Origin of the sequence: Ensifer adhaerens, assembly GCF_028993555.1 — a bacterium.
GTDB lineage: Bacteria > Pseudomonadota > Alphaproteobacteria > Rhizobiales > Rhizobiaceae > Ensifer > Ensifer adhaerens_I.
The window spans coordinates 555067-575698 of record NZ_CP118610.1 but is presented as its reverse complement, the minus strand read 5'-3'; the positions used below and the strand labels follow the sequence as shown (position 1 = coordinate 575698).

17 protein-coding genes are annotated in these 20632 nt (G+C 63.9%); 12 read left to right on the top strand and 5 right to left on the bottom strand.

Annotated elements, in window-relative coordinates; all coding sequences use genetic code 11:
- Positions 1–59 precede the first annotated feature (59 nt).
- The 5 genes from PWG15_RS02650 to PWG15_RS02630 are packed head-to-tail and all read left to right on the top strand — an operon-like array spanning position 60 to position 4608.
- Entirely contained in the window at positions 60–740 is a 681-nt protein-coding gene (locus PWG15_RS02650) for an energy-coupling factor ABC transporter ATP-binding protein (RefSeq protein WP_275022956.1), read from the top strand.
- Entirely contained in the window at positions 734–1339 is a 606-nt protein-coding gene (locus tag PWG15_RS02645) for an energy-coupling factor transporter transmembrane component T family protein (RefSeq protein WP_275022955.1), read from the top strand. Before PWG15_RS02650 ends, PWG15_RS02645 begins: the two co-directional genes overlap by 7 nt.
- A 36-nt stretch (positions 1340–1375) precedes the next feature.
- Complete coding sequence (locus tag PWG15_RS02640; RefSeq protein WP_275022954.1) at positions 1376–1939, top strand: biotin transporter BioY; 564 nt, start codon at positions 1376–1378, stop codon at positions 1937–1939.
- Positions 1940–1943: 4 nt separating this feature from the next.
- Positions 1944–3449: a class I adenylate-forming enzyme family protein gene (locus PWG15_RS02635; protein WP_275022950.1), complete on the top strand. Its 1506-nt coding sequence runs from the start codon at positions 1944–1946 to the stop codon at positions 3447–3449.
- A complete protein-coding gene (locus tag PWG15_RS02630; protein WP_275024337.1) occupies positions 3433–4608 on the top strand; it encodes a thiolase family protein in 1176 nt (391 codons plus the stop codon). The genes PWG15_RS02635 and PWG15_RS02630 overlap by 17 nt, the downstream gene beginning before the upstream one ends.
- A gap of 55 nt (positions 4609–4663) precedes the next feature.
- Here PWG15_RS02630 and PWG15_RS02625 read toward each other — a convergent pair whose 3' ends face one another.
- Positions 4664–5065, bottom strand: coding sequence for an acyl-CoA thioesterase (locus PWG15_RS02625; protein ID WP_275022949.1), 402 nt, complete (start codon positions 5063–5065; stop codon positions 4664–4666).
- A gap of 16 nt (positions 5066–5081) precedes the next feature.
- On the opposite strand from PWG15_RS02625, the gene PWG15_RS02620 reads away from it, so the two are divergent.
- From PWG15_RS02620 to PWG15_RS02590, 7 genes are all read left to right on the top strand, one after another.
- The gene (locus PWG15_RS02620; RefSeq protein WP_275022948.1) at positions 5082–6053 is read left to right on the top strand and encodes a zinc-dependent alcohol dehydrogenase family protein; all 972 of its coding nucleotides are present in this window, start codon (positions 5082–5084) and stop codon (positions 6051–6053) included.
- A gap of 62 nt (positions 6054–6115) precedes the next feature.
- Positions 6116–7045, top strand: coding sequence for a histone deacetylase family protein (locus tag PWG15_RS02615; protein ID WP_275022947.1), 930 nt, complete (start codon positions 6116–6118; stop codon positions 7043–7045).
- 2 nt (positions 7046–7047) lie between these two features.
- The gene (locus PWG15_RS02610) at positions 7048–7299 is read left to right on the top strand and encodes an exodeoxyribonuclease VII small subunit (RefSeq protein ID WP_275022946.1); all 252 of its coding nucleotides are present in this window, start codon (positions 7048–7050) and stop codon (positions 7297–7299) included.
- 156 nt (positions 7300–7455) lie between these two features.
- The gene (locus PWG15_RS02605) at positions 7456–8379 is read left to right on the top strand and encodes a pirin family protein (RefSeq protein ID WP_275022945.1); all 924 of its coding nucleotides are present in this window, start codon (positions 7456–7458) and stop codon (positions 8377–8379) included.
- Between the two features lie 244 nt (positions 8380–8623).
- Positions 8624–10537, top strand: a complete 1914-nt coding sequence (gene dxs, locus PWG15_RS02600; protein ID WP_275024336.1) for a 1-deoxy-D-xylulose-5-phosphate synthase — start codon at positions 8624–8626, stop codon at positions 10535–10537.
- 216 nt (positions 10538–10753) lie between these two features.
- On the top strand, positions 10754–11524 hold the full coding sequence (locus PWG15_RS02595; protein ID WP_275022944.1) for a TlyA family RNA methyltransferase: 771 nt from the start codon (positions 10754–10756) through the stop codon (positions 11522–11524).
- Positions 11521–12771 (top strand): class I SAM-dependent RNA methyltransferase, encoded by a 1251-nt coding sequence (locus PWG15_RS02590; protein WP_275022943.1) that lies wholly within the window; start codon positions 11521–11523, stop codon positions 12769–12771. Before PWG15_RS02595 ends, PWG15_RS02590 begins: the two co-directional genes overlap by 4 nt.
- 169 nt (positions 12772–12940) lie before the next feature.
- Here PWG15_RS02590 and PWG15_RS02585 read toward each other — a convergent pair whose 3' ends face one another.
- From PWG15_RS02585 to PWG15_RS02570, 4 genes are all read right to left on the bottom strand, one after another.
- Positions 12941–15145: a methyl-accepting chemotaxis protein gene (locus tag PWG15_RS02585; protein WP_275022942.1), complete on the bottom strand. Its 2205-nt coding sequence runs from the start codon at positions 15143–15145 to the stop codon at positions 12941–12943.
- Between the two features lie 307 nt (positions 15146–15452).
- Positions 15453–17531, bottom strand: coding sequence for a methyl-accepting chemotaxis protein McpU (gene mcpU, locus PWG15_RS02580; protein ID WP_275024335.1), 2079 nt, complete (start codon positions 17529–17531; stop codon positions 15453–15455).
- Between the two features lie 380 nt (positions 17532–17911).
- Entirely contained in the window at positions 17912–18664 is a 753-nt protein-coding gene (locus PWG15_RS02575) for a crotonase/enoyl-CoA hydratase family protein (RefSeq protein WP_275022941.1), read from the bottom strand.
- Positions 18665–18675: 11 nt separating this feature from the next.
- Positions 18676–20457, bottom strand: a complete 1782-nt coding sequence (locus PWG15_RS02570) for an acyl-CoA dehydrogenase family protein (protein WP_275022940.1) — start codon at positions 20455–20457, stop codon at positions 18676–18678.
- Positions 20458–20632: the final 175 nt, after the last annotated feature.

The following is a 20632-nucleotide window of genomic DNA, read 5'->3' as shown; positions in this document are numbered from 1 at the left end:
CGTCGGACTTGGCCTATAGAGCACCGCAGCAACGCGGGCCAAGGACAGCGAGGGACGGGATGGACATCCGCTTTACCGATTGCGCCGTCCGCTTCGGCGAACGGGTGGCATTGCACCCCCTGACGCTCACGCTTAGCGAAAAGCGCATCGGCATCATCGGCCTCAACGGTTCCGGCAAGACCACCTTCGCCCGGTTGATCAACGGTCTCGTCAAGCCTTCGTCCGGCCGCGTCACGGTCAACGGGCTGAACACGGTCGAGGATGATCGCGCCGTTCTTTCCGAGGCCGGCTTTATCTTCCAGAACCCGCAGCACCAGCTGATCATGCCCATTGTCGCCGAAGACATCGCCTTCGGCTTGAAGAACCGCGGGCTGCCCCGCGACGAAATCGATCGCCGCATGCAGGCGGCGCTCTCGCGCTTCGGCATCGAACATCTGGCAAGGCGTCGCGTGCACGAGCTTTCCGGCGGCGAGACGCAACTGGTCGCCATGGCGAGCGTCGTCGTCACCGATCCGAAGATCCTCATCCTGGACGAGCCTACCAACCAGCTCGACCTCAAGAACCGGCGGCGCGTCGCCGAGACCATCGATGGTTTGCCCGAAGACACGGTCGTGATCACCCACGATCTCGCACTTATCGAGAACGTCGATCGGCTGCTGCTCTTCCACGAGGGCCGGCTTGCTGCCGACGGCAACCCGCAAGACACGATCCGCCACTACCACGAGATCGCCGAATGCTGACGAGCCTGCACATCGAGGGCAACAGCCTGCTGCACCGTCTGCCGGTGAGAGTGAAGCTGATCGCGCTGGTGGCGTCGAGCATCGTGCTTTTCTTGAGCTCTTCGCTCGTCCTCCAGGCAATCGCCTTCGCTGTCGCCGCGACCCTCTACCTGTCCGTTGGGCTTCCCCTGAAGGAGGCGTTGAAGCGTGTCGGCTTCGTTTTCCTGACGATCTTCTTTCTCGCCGCCGTGAACCTTTTCCTGCTTCCCGTTTCCGACGTGGCAGCTTTGACATTGCGCCTGATGGCCCTGGTGCTGTTTGCCGCTGCCGTGACGGCGACGACGACGATCAGCGCCTTCATGGACGAGATAACCATCCTCCTGTCTCCGCTCGAACGGCTGGGCTGGCTGAAAGCGGCGGATGTCAGCCTGGCGCTGGGGCTCGTGCTGCGCTTCGTCCCCGATATCTTTGCGCGCTACGAGGCGATCCGTGAGGCGCACCGGGCCCGCGGCCTGCCGGTCAGACCGTTGACGATCATCGGCCCGCTGATCATCCTGACGCTCAAGGATGCCGATACGATCGCCGCGGCGATTGACGCGCGCGGATTTCGTCGCCAATAAATTTGCGAATACTAATACACAGGGAACCGAACTCGCATGAACACCAGAGACCTCGTCCTCATCTCCCTTTTCGCTGCGATCGTCGTCGTGCTCGGCCTCATTCCGCCGATCACACTTGGCTTCATTCCGGTGCCGATCACAGCCCAGTCGATGGGTGTGATGCTCGCCGGCTGCATTCTCGGCGCCAAGCGCGGCGCACTCGCCTTTCTCCTGTTCCTGCTTCTGGTTGCGATCGGCCTGCCGGTGCTTTCCGGCGGCCGCGGCGGTCTCGTCGTCCTGCAAGGACCGTCGGGTGGCTTCATCCTCGGCTGGGTCGTCGCCGCTTTCGTCACTGGCCTGATTGCAGAGCGCACCGTGCGTGAGGGCCAGGCGGAAACGCGTCAGTTCGTCGGCTTCTTCCTTGCCTCCGTCCTCGGCGGCATTGTCGTGCTTTACGCAATCGGCGTTCCGTGGATCTCGTTCGTCACCGGCACGCCGCTGCTGGCAGCCGCTGGAGGCTCGCTCGTTTTCATCCCGGGCGATCTGCTGAAGGCGGCCATCGCGACGCTTGCCGCACGCGCCGTCTACGCCGGTTATCCGCTATTGCCGGCCCGCGCCTGAACCGATGCCCTTTGCCGAAGCGATCAATCGCCACGCGGACGAACATCCGCATGCCCCGGCCTTCCGCATCGAAGGCCGGGTTTTCACTTTCGGTGAGCTGTCACGACTTGGGCGACAGCTTGTGGCCATTCTCGGAGATCTTGCCGCCGACAGCGAGCCCCGCAGCGTCCTCGGCGACCGCGGGCGGTTGGTCTCCCTGGAGATCGGCAACCATCCGCTCTTTGCCGCCGCCTTCCTCGCCGCCACCAGCCGTGGCCACTGCGTCGCGCTGATCGACCCGCATTTACCGGCCCCGACCCGACAGGCCATGCGCGCGCTTCTGTCTCCCGACCTTATCATCACGGCCGATGGCGACGGACTTGGTGTCGAAGCACTGGCAAACGGCAAGACGCGGCGGTTCGCCGAGACCGATGACGGAGCAAAGAAAGCGCCGCTCACGGTCGGTGACGACTCCGAGCCGTTCCTGATCGTCTTCACCTCAGGAACGACGGGCACGCCCAAGGCGATCGTCCGCGATCGCGGCTCGTGGCGAGCGAGCCTTGCAACCGGTCAGGACTTCTTCGAGATCGACCGCAACAGCAGAACCTTGGCGCCCGGTCCGCTGGCGCACGGGCTGACCCTCTATGCGCTGGCCGAAACCCTCATCGCCGGCGCCGAATTCATCGGCGCAAAGCATTTCGACGCGGCGCATTCCCTTGCCGTCATCGAAGGGGAGGCGGTGAAGCGACTGGTGCTGGTGCCGACCATGCTGCGGCGGCTCTGTGCTGCGACTTTAGGCAGACCACAGAGATCCGTTACGCGCATCACGGTCGCCGGCGCCAAACTGACGCCAAGCGATCGCGCCAGCGCCGCCCTCGCCTTCCCTGAAGCCCGCACCAGCGAATACTACGGGGCCTCCGAACTCGGGTTCATCAGCGTTTCGACCGAGAGCGACACGATGTCGGCTACCGCCGTCGGCCGTGCTTTTCCCGGTGTCGCGCTTCACATCCTCAACGAGACGGGGCACGAGATGCCGCCGGGCGAAACGGGAACCATCTTCGTCGACAGCGCGCTCGTCTCCGATGGCTACGTCGGAGCGAACGATGGTGCCGGGTTCCGCCGCCTTCGTTCGCTTACGACCGTTGGGGATCTCGGCTTTCTCGAAGAGGACGGTACGCTGCACCTCCTCGGCCGGGCCGGCGGCATGGTGCTTTCGGGCGGCAACAACATCTATCCGCAGGAAGTGGAAGCAACGCTGACGGCGCATCCCGGCATACACGCCGCACTCGTCCTCGGCCTCGATCACCCAGATCTCGGCAGCGAGCTCGTCGCCGTCATCGAACCGGAAGGCAGCGCTTTTGACCGGAAAGCGCTCGAACGCCATCTTGCCGCCCACCTGCCCCGCTACAAACATCCGCGCCGCATTTGGCTTTGCCGGAAGATGCCGATGACGCGCTCGGGCAAGGTGGCGGCAGGCACACTCAGACAATGGATCGCGGACGACAACGATGACCTTGAACGTCTCGACTGACGCTTCGCGCGTACCGGTGCTCATCGCGGCGCTCCGAACGCCGATCGGCCGGGTCAACGGTACCCTTCGCGATATCGAACCGTCGCAACTGGCGGCGCCGCTGATGGCCCGAATCCTCGCAGACGTCGGGATTGAGGCGACCGAGATCGATGATGTCATTCTCGGGAACGCCGCAAACAGCGCCGGCAACCTGGCGCGGCTCGCAGCACTTGAGGCCGGATTGCCGGTATCAACGCCGGGTGTGACCGTCGACCGCCAATGCGGATCGGGGCTGGAAGCGATCACACTTGCCGCGCGCATGATCCAAGCCGGTGCCGGGCGCTTCTACCTCGCCGGCGGCACCGAGAGCGCCAGCCGGGCGCATATCCGCTTGCGGCCACCGCTTGAGCGCGGCGGCGAACTGGCTCCGGTGAAGCGCGCCCGCATGGCGCCGGACGAGATCGGCGATCCGGACATGGGGGTCGCCGCAGAGAATGTCGCGATCGAGTGCGGCATTTCCCGCGAGCGCCAAGACGCCTTTGCACTTCGAAGCCATCGCCGCGCTGTCGAGGCCGAACTTGGCGGGCGATTCACCCGCGAGATCGTCGCGATCGAAACCGTGGCAGGTCCAGTCTCGCGCGACGAGTGCCCGCGAGCCAACGCCTCGATGGAAACGCTGCAGCGACTGAAGCCGGTTTTCGTCGAGGGCGGGACGGTGACGGCCGGCAATGCCTGCCCGATCAACGACGGCGCGGCTGTGGTGCTGGTGACAAGCCTTGCCGAAGCACAGCGGCTCGGCGTTCCCTTTGCGCTCGAATTCGTCGATGCGGCAACGGCCGGCGTGCACCCAGAGTTGCTCGGCCTCGGCCCTGTTCCGGCAATGCAGAAGCTGAAGGTGCGGCAGCCCGGGCTCGACCCGACCAAGGTCAATTTCATCGAGTTCAACGAGGCCTTCGCTTCACAGGTGCTTGGCAGTCTCGACCAGATGGAAATTGGCCCCGAGCGGGTCAATCTGGACGGCGGCGCCATCGCGCTCGGCCATCCCTATGGCGCCTCTGGCGCGATCCTCACTGTACGGCTTTTCTCGCAGATGATGGCGGCGCCTGCCGGCACCGAGGGCCTGGCAATGATGGGCGTCGGCGGCGGCATGGGCATCGTCGCGCTGTTTCGCGTGGTTTGAGAAGACGCAATTGCGAACGGAAAACCGCTTCGCACTTTTCCTGCAATTGCTTTGGCTAGACCGTGTAGGCCGCCAGCCATTCCCGTGTTGCGGTCGGCAATGGCAATGGCGTGTGCCGCTGCGGGTCGACCGCCACCCAGACAACCTCAACCTCGGCAACGAGCTGACCGCGGGCCTCGACCTTGATGGCAAAGCTGATCGAACTGCCGCCGACCTTTGCGACATTGACGGTGAAACGTGCCGGCTCATCGTAGCGCAGGCCGCGATGATAGACGCAGCCGGAGCGGCGAACGAGATAGCTCGGCTCGTTCACCACATGGGGACGGTGTCGCCATAGACCGGAAAGGGCGGCTTCAGCGTGGGCATAGTAGGCGGCATTGTGCATATGGCCGTGCATGTCTATATCGCGAAACGGAATGCGGATTTCCGTGACGTTCTCCAGCTCCCTGCCGTCCATGCGAGGCTCCCTGACGATGCGCTCCACCCTCGTTAGCCAGTTCGGCGATCCCCGGCAAGTGATTGCGCTCGTCGATGCGGAACGTCGCGCGCCGGGACCCGGCGAAGTTGAGGTGGCGCTGTCGCTTGCCGCCATCAATCCATCCGATCTCATCCCCGTTACCGGCGCCTACAGCGCCCGCACCACGCTTCCCTTCGTGCCGGGCTTTGAGGGCTTCGGCACCGTGACGCGTATCGGCGCGGGCGTCCAATCGCCAAAGCCAGGCGATCGCGTAATCCCGATCGGCGCCAGTGGCCTCTGGCAGGAATATCTGATCAGACCCTCCGAATGGTGTTTCGCCCTGCCCGACGACATCGGCGATGCCGATGCGGCGACCTGCTACGTCAATCCGCTGACGGCGCTGCAATTGATCGAGGCATTGCGCCAGCAGTTCGGCTCGCTCGAACGGCGCCGGATCGGCGTGACGGCGGCAGGATCGGCCATCGGCGGCATGCTGATGAAGCTGCTTGCCGGTGCAGGCGCCGATGCCATCGGCATCGTTCGCAGCAAGCGAAGCGCCGATCGGCTTACCCGTGACGTTCCCGGTCGGGCCGTGCTTGGCGACGAGCGGAGCCTGCCGGAGCTCCGTCTGGACGCCATCATCGATGCCGTCGGCGGTCCGTTTGCCGGAGAACTGATCCTTCGCACGCTCGAACCCGGCGGCGCCTTCATTCAGTACGGCGCGCTGAGCGGCGTGCCGGTCCCGCAAGGAGCAATCCAGGCGCGGCCGGATATCCGCTTCTCCTTCCTTTGGCTGCGCAGTTGGGTGCATTCTGCCGGCCGAGCGGCAGTCGAGGCCGCTTTTGCAAAGAGTTTCGAAGGCTTACGGTCAGGCCTGTTTTCGAGCCGTATCGCCGAGATCTACCCCTTGAGCCGGCTCGATGAGGCGCTTGCACACCAGGCGGATCCCGGCCGCGACGGCAAGCTGCTTCTCGATCCGCGCTGTTGAAAATTCGATCTTTCGGCTGCCTCGCCATGGACCTTGCGGGGTGAGCGCACTAGGTTCCGGGCATGACCACGTTCCTCTATGAAAATCCGGTCTTTCTGGAACACGAGGTTCCGGAGGGGCATCCCGAACGGCCGGATCGGCTGAAGGCGCTGAACCTTGCGCTCGAACATCCGAACTTCGCCGACCTCAAGCGCATCGAGGCGAAAAAGGCGAGCGAGGACCTTGTCCTGCTTGCCCATCCGGAAGCGCACCTGGTTGCCGTCCGGCGCGCCATTCCGGAGGAAGGCCTCAACCATTTCGAGGCGGATACCTATGCGAGCCCACGGAGCCTTGAAGCTGCACTGACGGGGATCGGCGGCGCAGTTGCGGCGGTCGATGCAGTCTTTTCCGGCGAAACCGACAACGCCTTCGTCGCCGCCCGCCCGCCTGGCCACCACGCGGAAAAGAACAAGGCGATGGGTTTCTGCCTGTTCAACACGGTCGCGATCGCCGCCCGTTACGCGCAGAAGGCCCATGGCGCCGAGCGCGTCGCGATCGTCGATTGGGACGTGCACCACGGCAACGGCACGCAGGACATCTTCTGGGACGACCCGTCGGTACTCTTCTGCTCGACGCACCAGATGCCGCTTTATCCCGGCACCGGCGCCAAGGACGAGACCGGCATCAAGGGCAACATCGTCAACGCGCCGCTTTCACCGAACATGGGCAGCGAACATTTCCGCGAGGCATTCCGCTCGCGCGTACTTTCTGCGCTCACCAATTTCCGGCCGGACTTCATCTTCATCTCTGCCGGCTTCGATGCCCACCACCGCGATCCGCTGGCGCAGATCAACCTCGTCGCCGAGGATTTCGACTGGGCGACCGGGCGGCTCCACGAGATCGCCGACCGCAGCGCCGGCAATCGCATGGTCAGTCTGCTCGAAGGCGGCTATGACCTTCAAGGGCTGGCCGAATCGGCAGGTCTGCACATTTTGAGACTGATGAGAGGGTAGACATGAACACCACCACGCAAACGGACGTTTCCGCCCTCTCCTTCGAGCAGGCCGTCGAGGAACTGGAGCGGATCGTTTCGGCGCTGGAGCGCGGCGACGTCGCCCTCGACAAGTCGATCGAGATCTACGAGCGCGGCGAAGCGCTGAAGAAGCACTGCGAGGCGCTGCTGAAGGCCGCCGAAGACCGCATCGAAAAGATTCGCCTCGACCGCGCCGGCAAGCCGCAGGGCGTGGAACCGCTCGACGCCGACTAAGGCATCAAGGCGCTGGAGCGTCCTTCGTGCGCTGACCGCATGACGCTCCAGGGATTGATCGCTACGCGGAAACGCTGCGTCTTTGCTTCGCCCCTATCCGCTTGCCTGCGCAGGCGTTAGTACTTGATGCGACAGCAAAAAACGGGAGCACGCGCCATGTCTTTCTTCCCAGGCCCCGACCCGCTCGCCGGCGACCAGCCCGCCTGCGACGCCATCGAACATCTGATCGTTCCGCGCACCAGCGATATCGGCGGACTGCAGGTTCGCCGTGCCCTGCCGACGGCAAAGCGCCGTCTGGTCGGGCCGTTCATCTTCTTTGATCGCATGGGTCCGGCGCTCTTGCGCGCCGGCGAAGCGATCGACGTGCGCCCGCACCCGCATATCGGACTTTCGACCGTTACCTATCTCTTCGACGGCGAGATCAAGCACCGCGACAGCCTCGGCACCGAGATGGTCATCCGCCCCGGCGACGTGAACCTGATGACCGCCGGCCGCGGCATCGTGCATTCCGAGCGGTCGCCCGAAAACCAGCGCGGCCACGACCGCTCGATCTCCGGACTTCAGACCTGGCTGGCATTGCCCGACCACAAGGAAGAAATCGACCCGATCTTCAGCCACACGGAAGAACGGATGCTGCCGCACATGAGCGACGATGGCATCAAGGCGCGCGTCGTTATCGGCAGCTTCGAGGGCGCGAAGTCGCCCGTCTCAGTCTTCACCGACACGATCTATGTCGACCTCAACATCGCTCCGGGAAAAAGCGCCCCCTTCGCAGCCCAGTGGGAAGAGCGGGCGCTCTACATCCTCTCCGGCGAGGCGATCATCGCCGGCGACCATTTCGCCGACAACCAGCTGCTCGTCTTCCGTGCCGGCGACGAGATCACGGTGACCGCCGGGCCTCAGGGCTGCCACGTCATGCTCTTCGGTGGGGCAGCACTCGGCTCCGCCCGCCACATCTGGTGGAACTTCGTCTCCTCTTCCAAGGAACGCATCGACAAGGCGAAGGAAGAGTGGCGCACCGGCCGCTTCGACATCGTGCCCGGCGATGAGGAAGAATTCGTCCCGCTGCCCGAAGGGTAATTCGACCTAAAGTGGAACAGAATGCCTGCGGAAAACCGCGCAACATTGCCTCAGGGCGCTTGAATCGATTTCGATTCACAGAATCATGCGCTAGTCTCTTGGTCTGTGACGCAGGAATGCCTAGTTTTGCATTCAGCAACGATTGCGTCTAAAGAGCCGCTTTGACGGTCCCCACCAACTATCGCGCGCCCGATCCCGCGGCGCGCATGAGGCATGCAGCGTGACACAACTGCCAACCAATCCGATGCCGGCTACTCCCTTGCTCGACAAGGTGACCTATCCCGACGATCTGAAGAAGGTCGACGACAAGGATCTGCCGCAGCTCGCCGGAGAAGTGCGGGCGGAAATGATCGACGCGGTGTCGCGCACCGGCGGCCACCTCGGCGCGGGCCTCGGTGTCGTCGAGCTGACGATCGCCATCCACAAGGTGTTCAACACGCCGCACGACCGGCTGATCTTCGACGTCGGCCACCAGTGCTATCCGCACAAGATCCTGACCGGCCGCCGCGACCGTATCCGGACGCTGCGCCAGGAGGGCGGCCTTTCCGGCTTCACCCGCCGCGCCGAGAGCGAATACGACCCCTTCGGAGCCGCCCATTCCTCAACGTCAATTTCCGCCGGCCTCGGCATGGCTGTTGCCGCCGACCTCGACGGCAAGAACCGCAATGTCATCGCCGTCATCGGCGACGGGGCGCTTTCGGCCGGCATGGCCTATGAGGCGCTGAACAATGCCGGCGCGCTCGACGCGCGGCTGATCGTCATCCTCAACGACAACGACATGTCGATCGCGCCGCCGACCGGTGCGATGAGCGCCTATCTCGCGCGCCTTGCCTCGGGCCGCACCTATATGGGCATCCGCGAGGTCGGCAAGAAACTGACCGCCTATCTCGGCAAGACCGTCGATCGGGCGATCACCCGCGCGGTCGAGCATGCCCGCGGTTATGTCACCGGCGGCACGCTGTTCGAAGAGATGGGCTTCTACCATATCGGCCCGATTGACGGGCATTCGTTCGACCATCTCCTGCCGGTGCTGCGCAACGTGCGCGACAATGCCAAGGGCCCCGTGCTGATCCACGTGGTGACGCAGAAGGGCAAGGGCTATCCTCCGGCGGAGGCCGCCGCCGACAAGTATCACGGCGTCAACAAGTTCGACGTCATCACCGGCGCGCAGGCGAAGGCCAAGCCGAACGCGCCGGCCTATACCTCGGTCTTTGCTGATGCGCTGACGCAGGAAGCGGGTTTCGACGACAAGATCGTCGCCGTCACCGCCGCCATGCCGTCGGGCACCGGGCTCGACAAGTTCGCCAAGGTGCACCCGTCGCGCTGCTTCGACGTCGGCATTGCCGAACAGCACGCCGTGACCTTCGCCGCGGGCCTCGCCGCCGAAGGCTACAAGCCGTTCGCAGCGCTCTATTCGACCTTCCTGCAGCGCGGCTACGACCAGGTGGTGCACGACGTTGCGATCCAGGGCCTGCCGGTACGCTTCCCGATCGACCGCGCCGGCTTTGTCGGCGCCGACGGCCCGACGCATGCGGGCTCTTTCGACACGACCTATCTCGCCACACTTCCGGGCTTCGTGGTGATGGCGGCCGCCGACGAGGCGGAGCTGAAGCACATGGTGCGCACGGCCGCGGCCTATGACGCCGGTCCGATCTCGTTCCGCTATCCGCGCGGCGAAGGTGTAGGCGTTGAAATGCCCGAGCGTGGAGAGATCCTCGAGATCGGCAAGGGCCGCGTCGTCAAGCAGGGTTCCAAGGTGGCGCTGCTCTCTTTCGGCACCCGCCTTGCCGACTGTCTGATGGCTGCAGAAGATCTCGACGCCGCCGGGCTTTCCACCACGGTTGCCGACGCGCGCTTTGCCAAGCCGCTTGACCATGACCTCATCCGTGAGCTTGCCCGCAACCACGAGGTGCTGATCACCATCGAGGAAGGTGCTGTCGGCGGTTTTGCCAGCCACGTGCTGCAGTTCCTCGCCGAAGACGGCCTGCTTGACGGCGGCCTCAAGGTCCGCCCGATGGTCATGCCCGATATCTGGATGGAGCAGGCCAAGCCCGAGGCGATGTACGCCGCCGCCGGCCTCGACCGCGCCGGCATCGTCTCGACCGTCTTTAGGGCGCTCGGGCAGAAACAGGATATCGATATCGGCGCCGCCGGCTAAGGCTGCCAAGCATTGATCACAAAAGAAAACCCCGGCTCATCACCGGGGTTTTTGCTTTTCCAGACGGATTTGCAGAATTTCTACCCTTCGTCCTGCGCCATGGACCCGTCGTCTTCCCCTGTTTTTTAAGGTTTCCTAACCGTTGAATCCAAGGCGTGCCCTTGCTGCGACCGCGAGGGGCTTGCCATTGCTGCGGCAAGCCGCCATGAGAAACACATGTCAGAAGAACGCCAGAATGAAGAACACAGAAACAGGGTGCGCCTGGATCAGTTGCTGCTCAACACGGGACTGGTCGCCAGCCGCGCCCGCGCCCGAGACGCAATCCAGCGCGGCACCGTCAAGGTCGACGGCCGCACGGTCACCAAGCCGTCGTTGATGTTCGCCGAAAGCGTGACGATCACCATTGACGATCCGGCGCAGGACTATGTCTCGCGCGCCGCGTTGAAACTCGTCGCAGCGCTCGATCATTTCGCGCTCGATCCCTCGGGCGAAAGCTGCCTCGATATCGGCGCCTCGACCGGCGGCTTCACCGAAGTGCTGCTGAAGCGTGGGGCAGATCATGTCGTCGCGGTCGATGTCGGCCATGGGCAGATCCACCCGCGCATTTCCGGCGATGAGCGCGTCACCAGTATCGAGGGTCTCAATGCCCGCGCGATGACGCCAGAGGATATCGACGAGCGCGAAGTCACCTTCATCGTTTCGGACGTTTCGTTCATCTCGCTGAAGCTCGCGCTGCCACCGGCGCTCGAGATGGCGCTTCCCGGCGCGCACTGCGTCCTGCTCGTAAAGCCGCAATTCGAGGCGGGCCGCGACGCGATCAGCAAGGCGGGGCTGCTCAAGGATCCCGACAGCGCTCCGGCCGTTGCTGCCGAACTGGAACGTTGGCTCGTGGAGGACATGGGCTGGCAGAGCCTTGGCCTCATCCCCTCGCCCATTGCCGGCGGCGACGGCAATGTCGAATTCCTGCTCGCGGGGAAGAAGCCGTGAGCACCGAGACCGTCACCATCAACCGGCTCGGCGCCCAGGGCGACGGTATTGCAGAAGGCCCTGATGGGCCGATCTATGCGCCCTTCACGCTGCCTGGCGAAAGCGTGGCGCTGGCGGTCAACAAGTCGCACGGAACGCTGATCTCGCTGAAGGAAGCGTCACCCGAGCGCATCGAGCCGCACTGTCGCCACTTCGGGCCTGACGGTGTCAACGGCACCTGCGGCGGCTGCACGATGCAGCATGCTTCCGACACGCTCTATCACGGTTTCAAGCGCGATCTCGTGATCGCCGCCCTGAAGTCGAAAGGCCTGAAGCCGGAGGTGGCGCCGCTCATCACCGCTGAACCGGGCCAGCGGCGCCGCGCCGTCTTCACCGCGCGCAAGACCGAGAAGGACCTGCTTCTCGGCTTCAACCAGGCCGAAAGCCACCACATTGTCGCGATCTCGGAATGTCCGATCGCGAGCCCGGGTATCGTCTCGAAGCTCGCAACCATCGCCAAGATCGGCGCGGCGATGGCCGTCAACGCCGAGCCTTTCCGCATCACCGTGCTCGAAACGCTCTCCGGCCTCGATCTCGCGGTCGATGGTATCAAGAAGCTCGACGACCGCGAGCGCCGACGCACGGTCGAAGCCGTACTCGGCGAACGCGGCATCGCCCGCGTCAGCCTGAACGGTGAAATCATTGTCGAGCCGGTGAAGCCGGTGATCGATTTCGGCGGTGTTTCTGTTTCGCCGCCACCCGGCAGCTTCACCCAGGCGACCGCGGAAGCCGAAGAGGCGATGGCGAAGCTGGTTCTTGATCATCTCGGCAAGGCCAAGCGCGTCGCCGATCTCTTTGCCGGCTGCGGCACCTTCGCGCTGCGGATCGCCCGCAAGGCACGCGTTCATGCGGTCGAAGGCGAGGACAAGGCGCTGAAGGCGCTCGATTTTGCCGCCCGCAACACGCAAGGGCTGAAGCCCGTCACCGTCGAGAAGCGCGACCTCTTCCGCCGCCCGGTCATGGCGCAGGAACTGAAGGTATTCGACGCGATCGTCTTCGATCCGCCGCGCGCCGGCGCCGAGGCGCAATGTCACGAGATCGCGCGGTCCGGCGTAAAGAAGGTCGTGGCCGTTTCCTGCAATCCGATCACGCTGGCGCGGGATCTCTCCATCCTTACCGCCGCCGGCTACCGCATCACCTCGGTGACGCCCATCGACCAATTCCTCTGGTCTGCCCATGTCGAGGCGGTGGCGACGCTCGAGAAGTAAGAAAAGACCCAGAAATCAGCGGACGGCGTCAAAAGCGTCCCAATGACAAAGGCCCGGTTTCCCGGGCCTTTGTCATGTCAGGCTTGAAGCACTTGCGATCGTGATTCACGATAGTGATCCTATCGCTTTGTTATCGCAGCGTTCTGTCGAAACCCACGCAGACCTCTGCTCAGGCCGCGCGACGACGACCCCCGTTTGCCGTTTGTACCTCACCGAGGTTGAACTGGGCAAGCAGCGCATTGAGCGAGGCGGCTTCCGAAGCAAGACCGTGGCTTGCCGCCGTCTGCTCTTCCACCATCGCGGCATTCTGCTGCGTGCCCTGGTCCATGGTGTTGACGGCCGTGTTGATCTCCTGAAGACCGGTCGACTGTTCGCGCGTCGCCGTGACGATTGCGCTTACATGCCTGTTGATCTCCTGCACTTCGGCAACAATCGTCTCCAGCGCCTTGCCGGTGTCACCGACCAAGCTCACGCCGTTGCGCACCTGGTTGCCCGACGTGGTAATCAGTGCCTTGATCTCCTTGGCGGCCTGCGCAGAGCGCTGGGCAAGCTCACGCACTTCCTGGGCGACGACAGCAAAGCCCTTGCCGGCTTCACCGGCGCGGGCCGCTTCGACGCCGGCGTTCAGCGCAAGCAGGTTGGTCTGGAAGGCAATGTCGTCGATGACGCCGATGATGTTGGAGATCTCGCCCGAGGACTTTTCGATCGCGTGCATCGCCTCGACAGCGTTGGCAACGACCTCGCCGGACTTTTCAGCACCGGCCCGGGTGCGGGCAACCAGCGCACCGACTTCCTCGGCGCGACGGGCCGAGTCCTTGACGGTCGTGGTGATCTCTTCGAGTGCAGCCGCTGTCTCTTCGACCGACGCTGCCTGCTGCTCGGTGCGGCGGGCGAGATCGTCGGCGGCCGAGCGGATTTCCGTTGCACCGGCATCGATGCCGCGGGCATTGGCGCCGACGGCGCAGAGTGTGTCGTGGAGCTTGGCGACCGAATTGTTGAAGTCGGCGCGCAGGCGATCGAGACGATCGGCGAACGGGTTGTCAATGCGGTAGGCAAGATCGCCTTCTGCAAGGCGGCCAAGGCCGGACGCCAGGCCATCGACGGCCTGCTGGATCTCAGCCGCATCGCGCGCCTTCTGCGCCTCGCGCTCCAGACGCTCGCGTTCCGACAACGAGCGGTTTGCGTCCGCCTCGCTTTCGAGCTGCATCTTGGCGATGGTCGCGTCGCGCAGGACCCGGAGCGACCGGGCGAGATCGCCGATCTCGTCCTTGCGCTCGGCCTCCGACAGATCGACATCGGTCTCGCCGGCAGCGATTTGGCCGGTAACGCCGATGACATTGGCGACGCGCTTACGGAAGCGGCTGGCAAGCGTCCAGCCGACGATGATCATGATGGCGGCCGCAATGGCGATCACGGCGATGGAAATCATCGCGAGCTGCGAAAGCCCGGCAAAGACCGTCGCCTCCGGCACCGAGACCACGACGTACCAGACGGTATCTGGCAGCAGGTTGACGGGCACGGCGACGGCGAGGTGTGCGCTACCATCGGTGTGCTTCAGCGCGAAAGCACGGCCGGTGTTGGCCAGCAGCTGACCCCAACCCTCTGCCTGCAGCGGCGTATCCTTCAATACCTTGCCAAGCACTTTCGCATCGGGATGGCTGATGATGCTGCCGTCCTTGCTCAAGAGCGAGACGAAGCCGGTGCCGAAAGGCTTCAGCTTGCCGAGTTCGGTCGACAGTTCGCCGAGCGCCATGTCGACGCCAACAACACCCATGAAGGCGCCGTCCTTCTTCAGCGGCACCATGATCGACGTCATCAGCACGTCCTTGCCGTTGATCGGGTAGACATAGGGCTCGGTGACCATGTCGAGGCCGGTCTTCTTCGGGATCTGGTAGTAATCGCCCGGACCCGGCTTGTCGTAGTCGGCGAGCGCCTCGTGGATCACCTTGTCGCCCGAGCGGGCGATATAGGGAACGAAACGGCCGGTCGCATCATGGCCGGGCTTGCCGACATACTCGGCATCCTTGCCATCAAAGGCGTTCGGCTCCCAGCCGGTGCTCATGCCGACAGCAAGCGGATTGTCGACGATCCAGCGCTTCATCAGGATTTCGATTTCCTCGCGCGACGGCGCGCCGGTACTCTTCACGGCATAGAGTGCGGAACGGATGTTGTTTGCGAGCGTCTTACCTTCGGCAAACTTCGTCTCGACGCTGCGGGCGCTTGCCGATGCCGCATTGGTCATCTCGGCAATGCTGCGCTCGCGCAGTTGCTGATAGGAGAGCCAGAAGACGACGGCGGCGGTGACCATCGAGGTCAACAAGCCGGTCATCACGATGGCGAACATGTTTCTTGCCGTTGCGGTCTTTAGGATCACCGTACGTCTCCCTCGCGCCTCGCCGTTCCGGTCGTGCGCGGCCAAATCATCGATTGCGTGGCGGGTCAGCGGCACGCACAGCATTGGGACAGGTGTCTGGAACACATCGCGATGATGGAATGCGTGAGGCGACGTGCGGAGCGAAGTCATTTCGCGGCGAAGAAACGGTATGCGCGACCGCTTTATCAAAGCTTAAGAAACAAGGGAACGTGTCGTGATCCTGCAGTGAAAGACGAGAATCTTTGTTCTGTGCGCAAAGAAAAGGCCCGGTCTCCCGGGCCTTTTGCTTGTCAGATCTTGGCGAAGACTACGCTGCCCGTCGCCGTTGGCTGGTCGCTGCCGCGTAAACCCCTTGTGTATCGCCGAGGTTGAACTGGGCAAGCAGTGCGTTGAGCGAAGCGGCTTCCGAGGCAAGACCGTGGCTTGCCGCCGTCTGCTCTTCCACCATCGCGGCATTCTGCTGCGTGCCCTGGTCCATGGTGTTGACCGCCGTATTGATCTCCTGAAGACCGGTCGACTGTTCGCGTGTCGCGGTGACGATCGCGCTCACGTGCTTGTTGATCTCCTGCACTTCGGCGACGATCGTCTCCAGTGCCTTGCCGGTATCGCCTACCAAGGTCACGCCGTTGCGGACCTGGTTGCCCGAAGTTGTGATCAGTGCCTTGATCTCCTTGGCCGCATTGGCCGAGCGCTGGGCGAGTTCACGTACTTCCTGGGCGACGACGGCAAAGCCCTTGCCGGCCTCACCGGCACGGGCCGCTTCAACGCCAGCGTTCAGCGCAAGCAGGTTGGTCTGGAAGGCAATGTCATCGATGACGCCGATGATGTTGGAGATCTCGCCCGAGGACTTTTCGATCGCGTGCATCGCCTCGACGGCGTTGGCGACCACCTCGCCGGACTTTTCCGCACCGGCGCGGGTGCGGGCAACCAGCGCGCCAACTTCTTCGGCGCGACGGGCAGAGTCCTTGACGGTCGTGGTGATCTCTTCGAGGGCAGCCGCAGTCTCTTCGACTGACGCTGCCTGCTGCTCGGTGCGGCGGGCAAGATCGTCGGCGGCCGAGCGGATTTCCGTTGCACCGGCATCGATGCCGCGGGCGTTGGTGCCAACGGCGCAGAGCGTGTCGTGGAGCTTGGCAACCGAATTGTTGAAGTCGGCGCGCAGGCGATCGAGACGATCGGCGAACGGGTTGTCAATGCGATAAGCGAGATCGCCTTCGGCAAGGCGACCGAGACCGGACGCCAGGCCATCGACGGCCTGCTGGATCTCAGCGGCATCGCGCGCCTTCTGCGCCTCGCGCTCCAGACGCTCGCGTTCCGACAGCGAGCGGTTTGCGTCCGCTTCGCTTTCGAGACGGGCACGTTCAACGGCGTTGGCCTTGAAGATCGCGACGGCAGCGGCCATCGAGCCGATCTGGTCAGTGCGATCTTCACCGGGGATCTCGATGTTGTGGTTGCCCGAAGCGAGCTTTTCCATCGCGCCGGTCATGTCGGTGACCGGACGGATGACCAGACGGTTGAGGAAGGTTGCGAGGAAGACCAGCATCACGCCGACCGCCAGAATGGTGGCGATGGTGGCGGCAATGCGGAACTGGTCGATTGCCGAGTAAGCAGCATCAGCGTCGATGACGAAGCCGACGTACCATTCGACCGAGGGAAGGCCCTGCACCGGAACGAAGCTCACCAGCATCGGCTTGCCACCGAGTTCGGTGTTCATGATGCCGGTGCCGATTGCCGGGGTATCGATCGGGAATGCATCGGCGAGCGTCTTGGTGACGAGCTTGGCGTCCGGATGGACGAGGATCTGGCCGTCCTTGCTGGCGAGGAAGGCAAAGCCTTCGCCGCCGACGTCGACGCCCTTGATCATCGCCACCAGCGTATCGAGCGAGAAGTCGCTGGCAGCAACGCCATAGAGCGCGCCGTCGCGCTTGACCGGGACGGCGGCGCTGATGATCAGCGCGCCGCTGGAGGCGTCGACATAGGGCTCGGTCAGGACGCGGGCATCGGCCTTGACGGCCTGCTGGTACCACGGGCGCTGGCGGGGATCATAGCCGGCCGGCATCGGATTGTCGGGCCAGGTGATGAACTTGCCGCTTTCGTTGCCGACATAGGTCGACATGAATTCGCTTGTCAGAACGTCGTTCTTGAGGATCGGCTGGATGGCGCCGTCATCGGCCACATTGCCGGTGGCGTCGGCCACCATCGCGGTCAGCGTGACGCGGCCGTTCAGCCACTTGGCAACGCTCTGGGCGGCCTGCGTGCCGGAGGAGGCAATGTTCTCCTCGACGGCCTTGGTGGTGGTGCCACGCTGCAGCGTGTCGATGTAGACGGAAAAGCCGGCGAAGGCGCCGACGACGACACAGGACGCGGCAACGAGAATGCGCGTCATGAGGTTCGATCGCTTGGACAAGATGGGCTCCCATTGGGTGCCGGCGGCAGCCGCCGGACATGAGCTCTTAATGATTTTCGCGCAGCATCCTTCGTCCGCCGGAGGGACGGAGCGGTGACGCTTACGGGAAAACGTTGAACATGCCAGAAGGCGGAGCCAGCCATGCTTCATGCGGCTGGGGCCTCTCAAAATGAGGATAGGCCTATCGCGCCGCACGCTAGCGATCGCTATTTAAGAACAAATTAAAATTGATCTACGCAAGTTCGCGATGCCCGCGGCAACGCGATCTTTACCGTCCGGAGGCAAGGACATTGCCCCCGAAAGCAAAACGGGCGCCAGGGGCACCCGTTTCTGGTCGCGCAATGCGCAAAGCGAATGCGTTAGCGGCGCATGAAGGCCTCAAAGGCGGCGCGCGCCTCGGTACTCTTCAACTGCGCAGCGAAGTGCTTTGCCTCCTCGTCGATCCGTGCGAGCACGTCGCTGCGGTCGCCACGAACGAGATCGCGGGCGATGCGCAGCGCCTCCGGCGGCTTCTTGGCGAGGCGGGCGGCAAGCGCCAGCGTCTCGCTCTCGACAGCATCCTGAGTGACGATCTTCCAGATCAGCCCTGCGTCCAGTGCGCCCTTGGCGTCGAGCGGCTCGCCGGCGGCAAGCAGCGCGAAGGCCCGCTGATGGCCCATGATGCGGGGTGCGATCAGGCTCGATGCCGCTTCCGGTACCAGCGCCAGGTCGACAAAGGGCGTCTTGAACTGGGAACGCTCGGACGAGATTGTCAGGTCGCAATGGAGATGGATCGTCGTTCCGATGCCGATCGCCAGGCCGTCCACGCCCGATACGACGGGCTTGGTGGCGGTTGCGAGCGCCTTCAGGAACTCGATGACCTCCATGCCCATGGAGCCGCCCATGGCGAAGGCGAGGAAATCCGCCATGTCGTTGCCGGCGGAGAAACAACCGTCGGTGCCCAGGAAGGCGGTGGCGCGCACGGCCGGGTCGCTTGAAGCGACGGTCAGCGCATTGGTCATCTTCGCGTACATGTCGCGAGTGATGGCGTTCTTTTTTTCCGGCCGGTTGAAGCGGATCACCTGGACGCCGGGATAGGCTTCCGGCCGTTCGATGAGCACATGGTCGGTCATGGGTCTTCCTCTCAAGCCAGGACGGCGCGAGCGACAGCCAGGCTGTCGGCGCCATTGACGACACGATCCTTCAGGGCGGCGGTTTCCGCCAGAAGGTTTTCAGCGGTGAAGCGGCAGAGCGCAATGCGCTGGTCTTCCTTGCCGTCGGTCACTTCGGCGAGGCCGCCTTTGGCAAGATATGCGCCCGTCAGCGCCAGGCCGAACAGGCGCTGGTAAGCGGTGGCGCCGGCCAGTGCCTCGGCAAGCTTGCCGCCGGCGACGGCCGCAATCAGCCACTCGGTGGCCTCGGAAAGATCGTCCAGTGCAGCATCGAGCCGGGCGGCCGTTTCGCCGAACCCGTCGCGGTTGGAGGCGCACACCGCATCAGCGATCTCGCGCAGTTCAGCGATGAAGCCGCGCACATGGCCGCCATCGGAGAGCGGCAGCTTGCGGGTGACGAGGTCGATCGCCTGGATGCCGTTGGTGCCCTCGTAGATCGGGGCGATGCGAGCGTCGCGCAGGTAGCGGGCAGCACCGGTTTCCTCAATGAAGCCCATGCCGCCATGAACCTGGATGCCCATCGAGGCGACATCAACGCCGGCGTCGGTCGAGAAGGATTTGGCGATCGGTGTCAGCAGGCTGGAGCGTTCCTGCCAGTACTTCGCCTTCTCACCTTCGGCCGCATGCCCCATGTCGACGGCGTGGGCGCAGGCATAGGAAATCGCGCGCGACCCTTGCGTCAGCGCCTTCATCGTCAAAAGCGTGCGGGCGACATCGGGGTGTTCGATGATCGGGCTCATGCCCTGCCCGGTCCAGCCCGGCGCCTTGCCCTGGGTGCGCTCCTTGGCAAAGGCGATCGCCTTCTGCGTTGCGGCGTCGGCGATGGCGACACCCTGCATGCCGACCGCGAGACGCGCGTTGTTCATCATCGTGAACATGCAGGCGAGACCGCGGTTTTCCTCGCCGATCAGATAGCCAATCGCACCCTTTTCAGAGCCAAACTTGCCGTCACCATAGATCATCGTGCAGGTCGGCGAACCGTGGATGCCGAGCTTGTGTTCTAGCGAATGGCAGAAGAGATCGTTGCGTTCGCCGAGCGAACCGTCCGCGTTGACCAGGAATTTCGGCACCAGGAAGAGCGAGATGCCACGGGTGCCCGCCGGCGCATCGGGAAGTCGGGCCAGCACCAGATGGATGATGTTGTCGGTGAAGTCGTGCTCGCCCCAGGTGATGAAGATCTTCTGACCGAAGATGCGGTAGGTGCCGTCATCACGACGCTCGGCGCGGGTCTTCAGCACCCCAAGGTCCGAGCCGGCATGCGGCTCGGTCAGGTTCATCGTGCCGGTCCATTCGCCGGAGACCATCTTCGGCAGATAGGTCGCCTTGAGCGCTTCGGAGCCGTGCTTTTCCAGCGCCTCGACAGCGCCCATGGTGAGCGTCGGGCCAAGCGCGAAGGCCATCGAGCCTGCGTTCCACATCTCCATGGCGGCGACATGCAGCATATGCGGCAGATTCTGGCCGCCGAAGTCTTCGGGTGCCGTCAGTCCGTTCCAGCCGCCTGCAATCCAGTTGCGGTAGAGGTCACGCCAGCCATCCGGGGTCTCGACCTTGCCTTCGACCAGGCGCGATCCCTGTCGGTCGCCGATATCGCCGAGGGGTGCAACTTCCTCGGTCGCGAATCGGCCTGCTTCCGAAAGGATGGCATCGACCAGGTCTTCGCCAAGGTCGCCGAGCGCACCCGATTGCAGTGCGTCGCCCATGCCAGCGACGTGCTTCAGCGTGAACGCGATCTCGTCGACGGGTGCCTTGTACATGATGATCCTCCCAGAATAGCCAGGTCGCGCAGGGCGCATCCTCGTTGCGGCGAACACTATTGATTTTTACGTAAACGTCAACGTCACCGGTATCCACCCCTGTACGGGACGCGGCACGGGCCTGTAACAAAACTGTCATCAACGGCGCATAGAAGCCAAGGCATAAGGCTTTTGC

Coding starts and splice junctions, on each gene's coding strand:
- dxs (WP_275024336.1), top strand. CDS start 8,624: ATGCCGGCTACTCCCTTGCTCGACAAGGTGACCTATCCCGACGATCTG.
- PWG15_RS02640 (WP_275022954.1), top strand. CDS start 1,376: ATGAACACCAGAGACCTCGTCCTCATCTCCCTTTTCGCTGCGATCGTC.
- PWG15_RS02645 (WP_275022955.1), top strand. CDS start 734: ATGCTGACGAGCCTGCACATCGAGGGCAACAGCCTGCTGCACCGTCTG.
- PWG15_RS02635 (WP_275022950.1), top strand. CDS start 1,944: ATGCCCTTTGCCGAAGCGATCAATCGCCACGCGGACGAACATCCGCAT.
- PWG15_RS02575 (WP_275022941.1), bottom strand. CDS start 18,664: ATGACCGACCATGTGCTCATCGAACGGCCGGAAGCCTATCCCGGCGTC.
- PWG15_RS02625 (WP_275022949.1), bottom strand. CDS start 5,065: ATGGACGGCAGGGAGCTGGAGAACGTCACGGAAATCCGCATTCCGTTT.
- PWG15_RS02595 (WP_275022944.1), top strand. CDS start 10,754: ATGTCAGAAGAACGCCAGAATGAAGAACACAGAAACAGGGTGCGCCTG.
- mcpU (WP_275024335.1), bottom strand. CDS start 17,531: ATGACGCGCATTCTCGTTGCCGCGTCCTGTGTCGTCGTCGGCGCCTTC.
- PWG15_RS02620 (WP_275022948.1), top strand. CDS start 5,082: ATGCGCTCCACCCTCGTTAGCCAGTTCGGCGATCCCCGGCAAGTGATT.
- PWG15_RS02610 (WP_275022946.1), top strand. CDS start 7,048: ATGAACACCACCACGCAAACGGACGTTTCCGCCCTCTCCTTCGAGCAG.
- PWG15_RS02605 (WP_275022945.1), top strand. CDS start 7,456: ATGTCTTTCTTCCCAGGCCCCGACCCGCTCGCCGGCGACCAGCCCGCC.
- PWG15_RS02650 (WP_275022956.1), top strand. CDS start 60: ATGGACATCCGCTTTACCGATTGCGCCGTCCGCTTCGGCGAACGGGTG.
- PWG15_RS02615 (WP_275022947.1), top strand. CDS start 6,116: ATGACCACGTTCCTCTATGAAAATCCGGTCTTTCTGGAACACGAGGTT.
- PWG15_RS02570 (WP_275022940.1), bottom strand. CDS start 20,457: ATGTACAAGGCACCCGTCGACGAGATCGCGTTCACGCTGAAGCACGTC.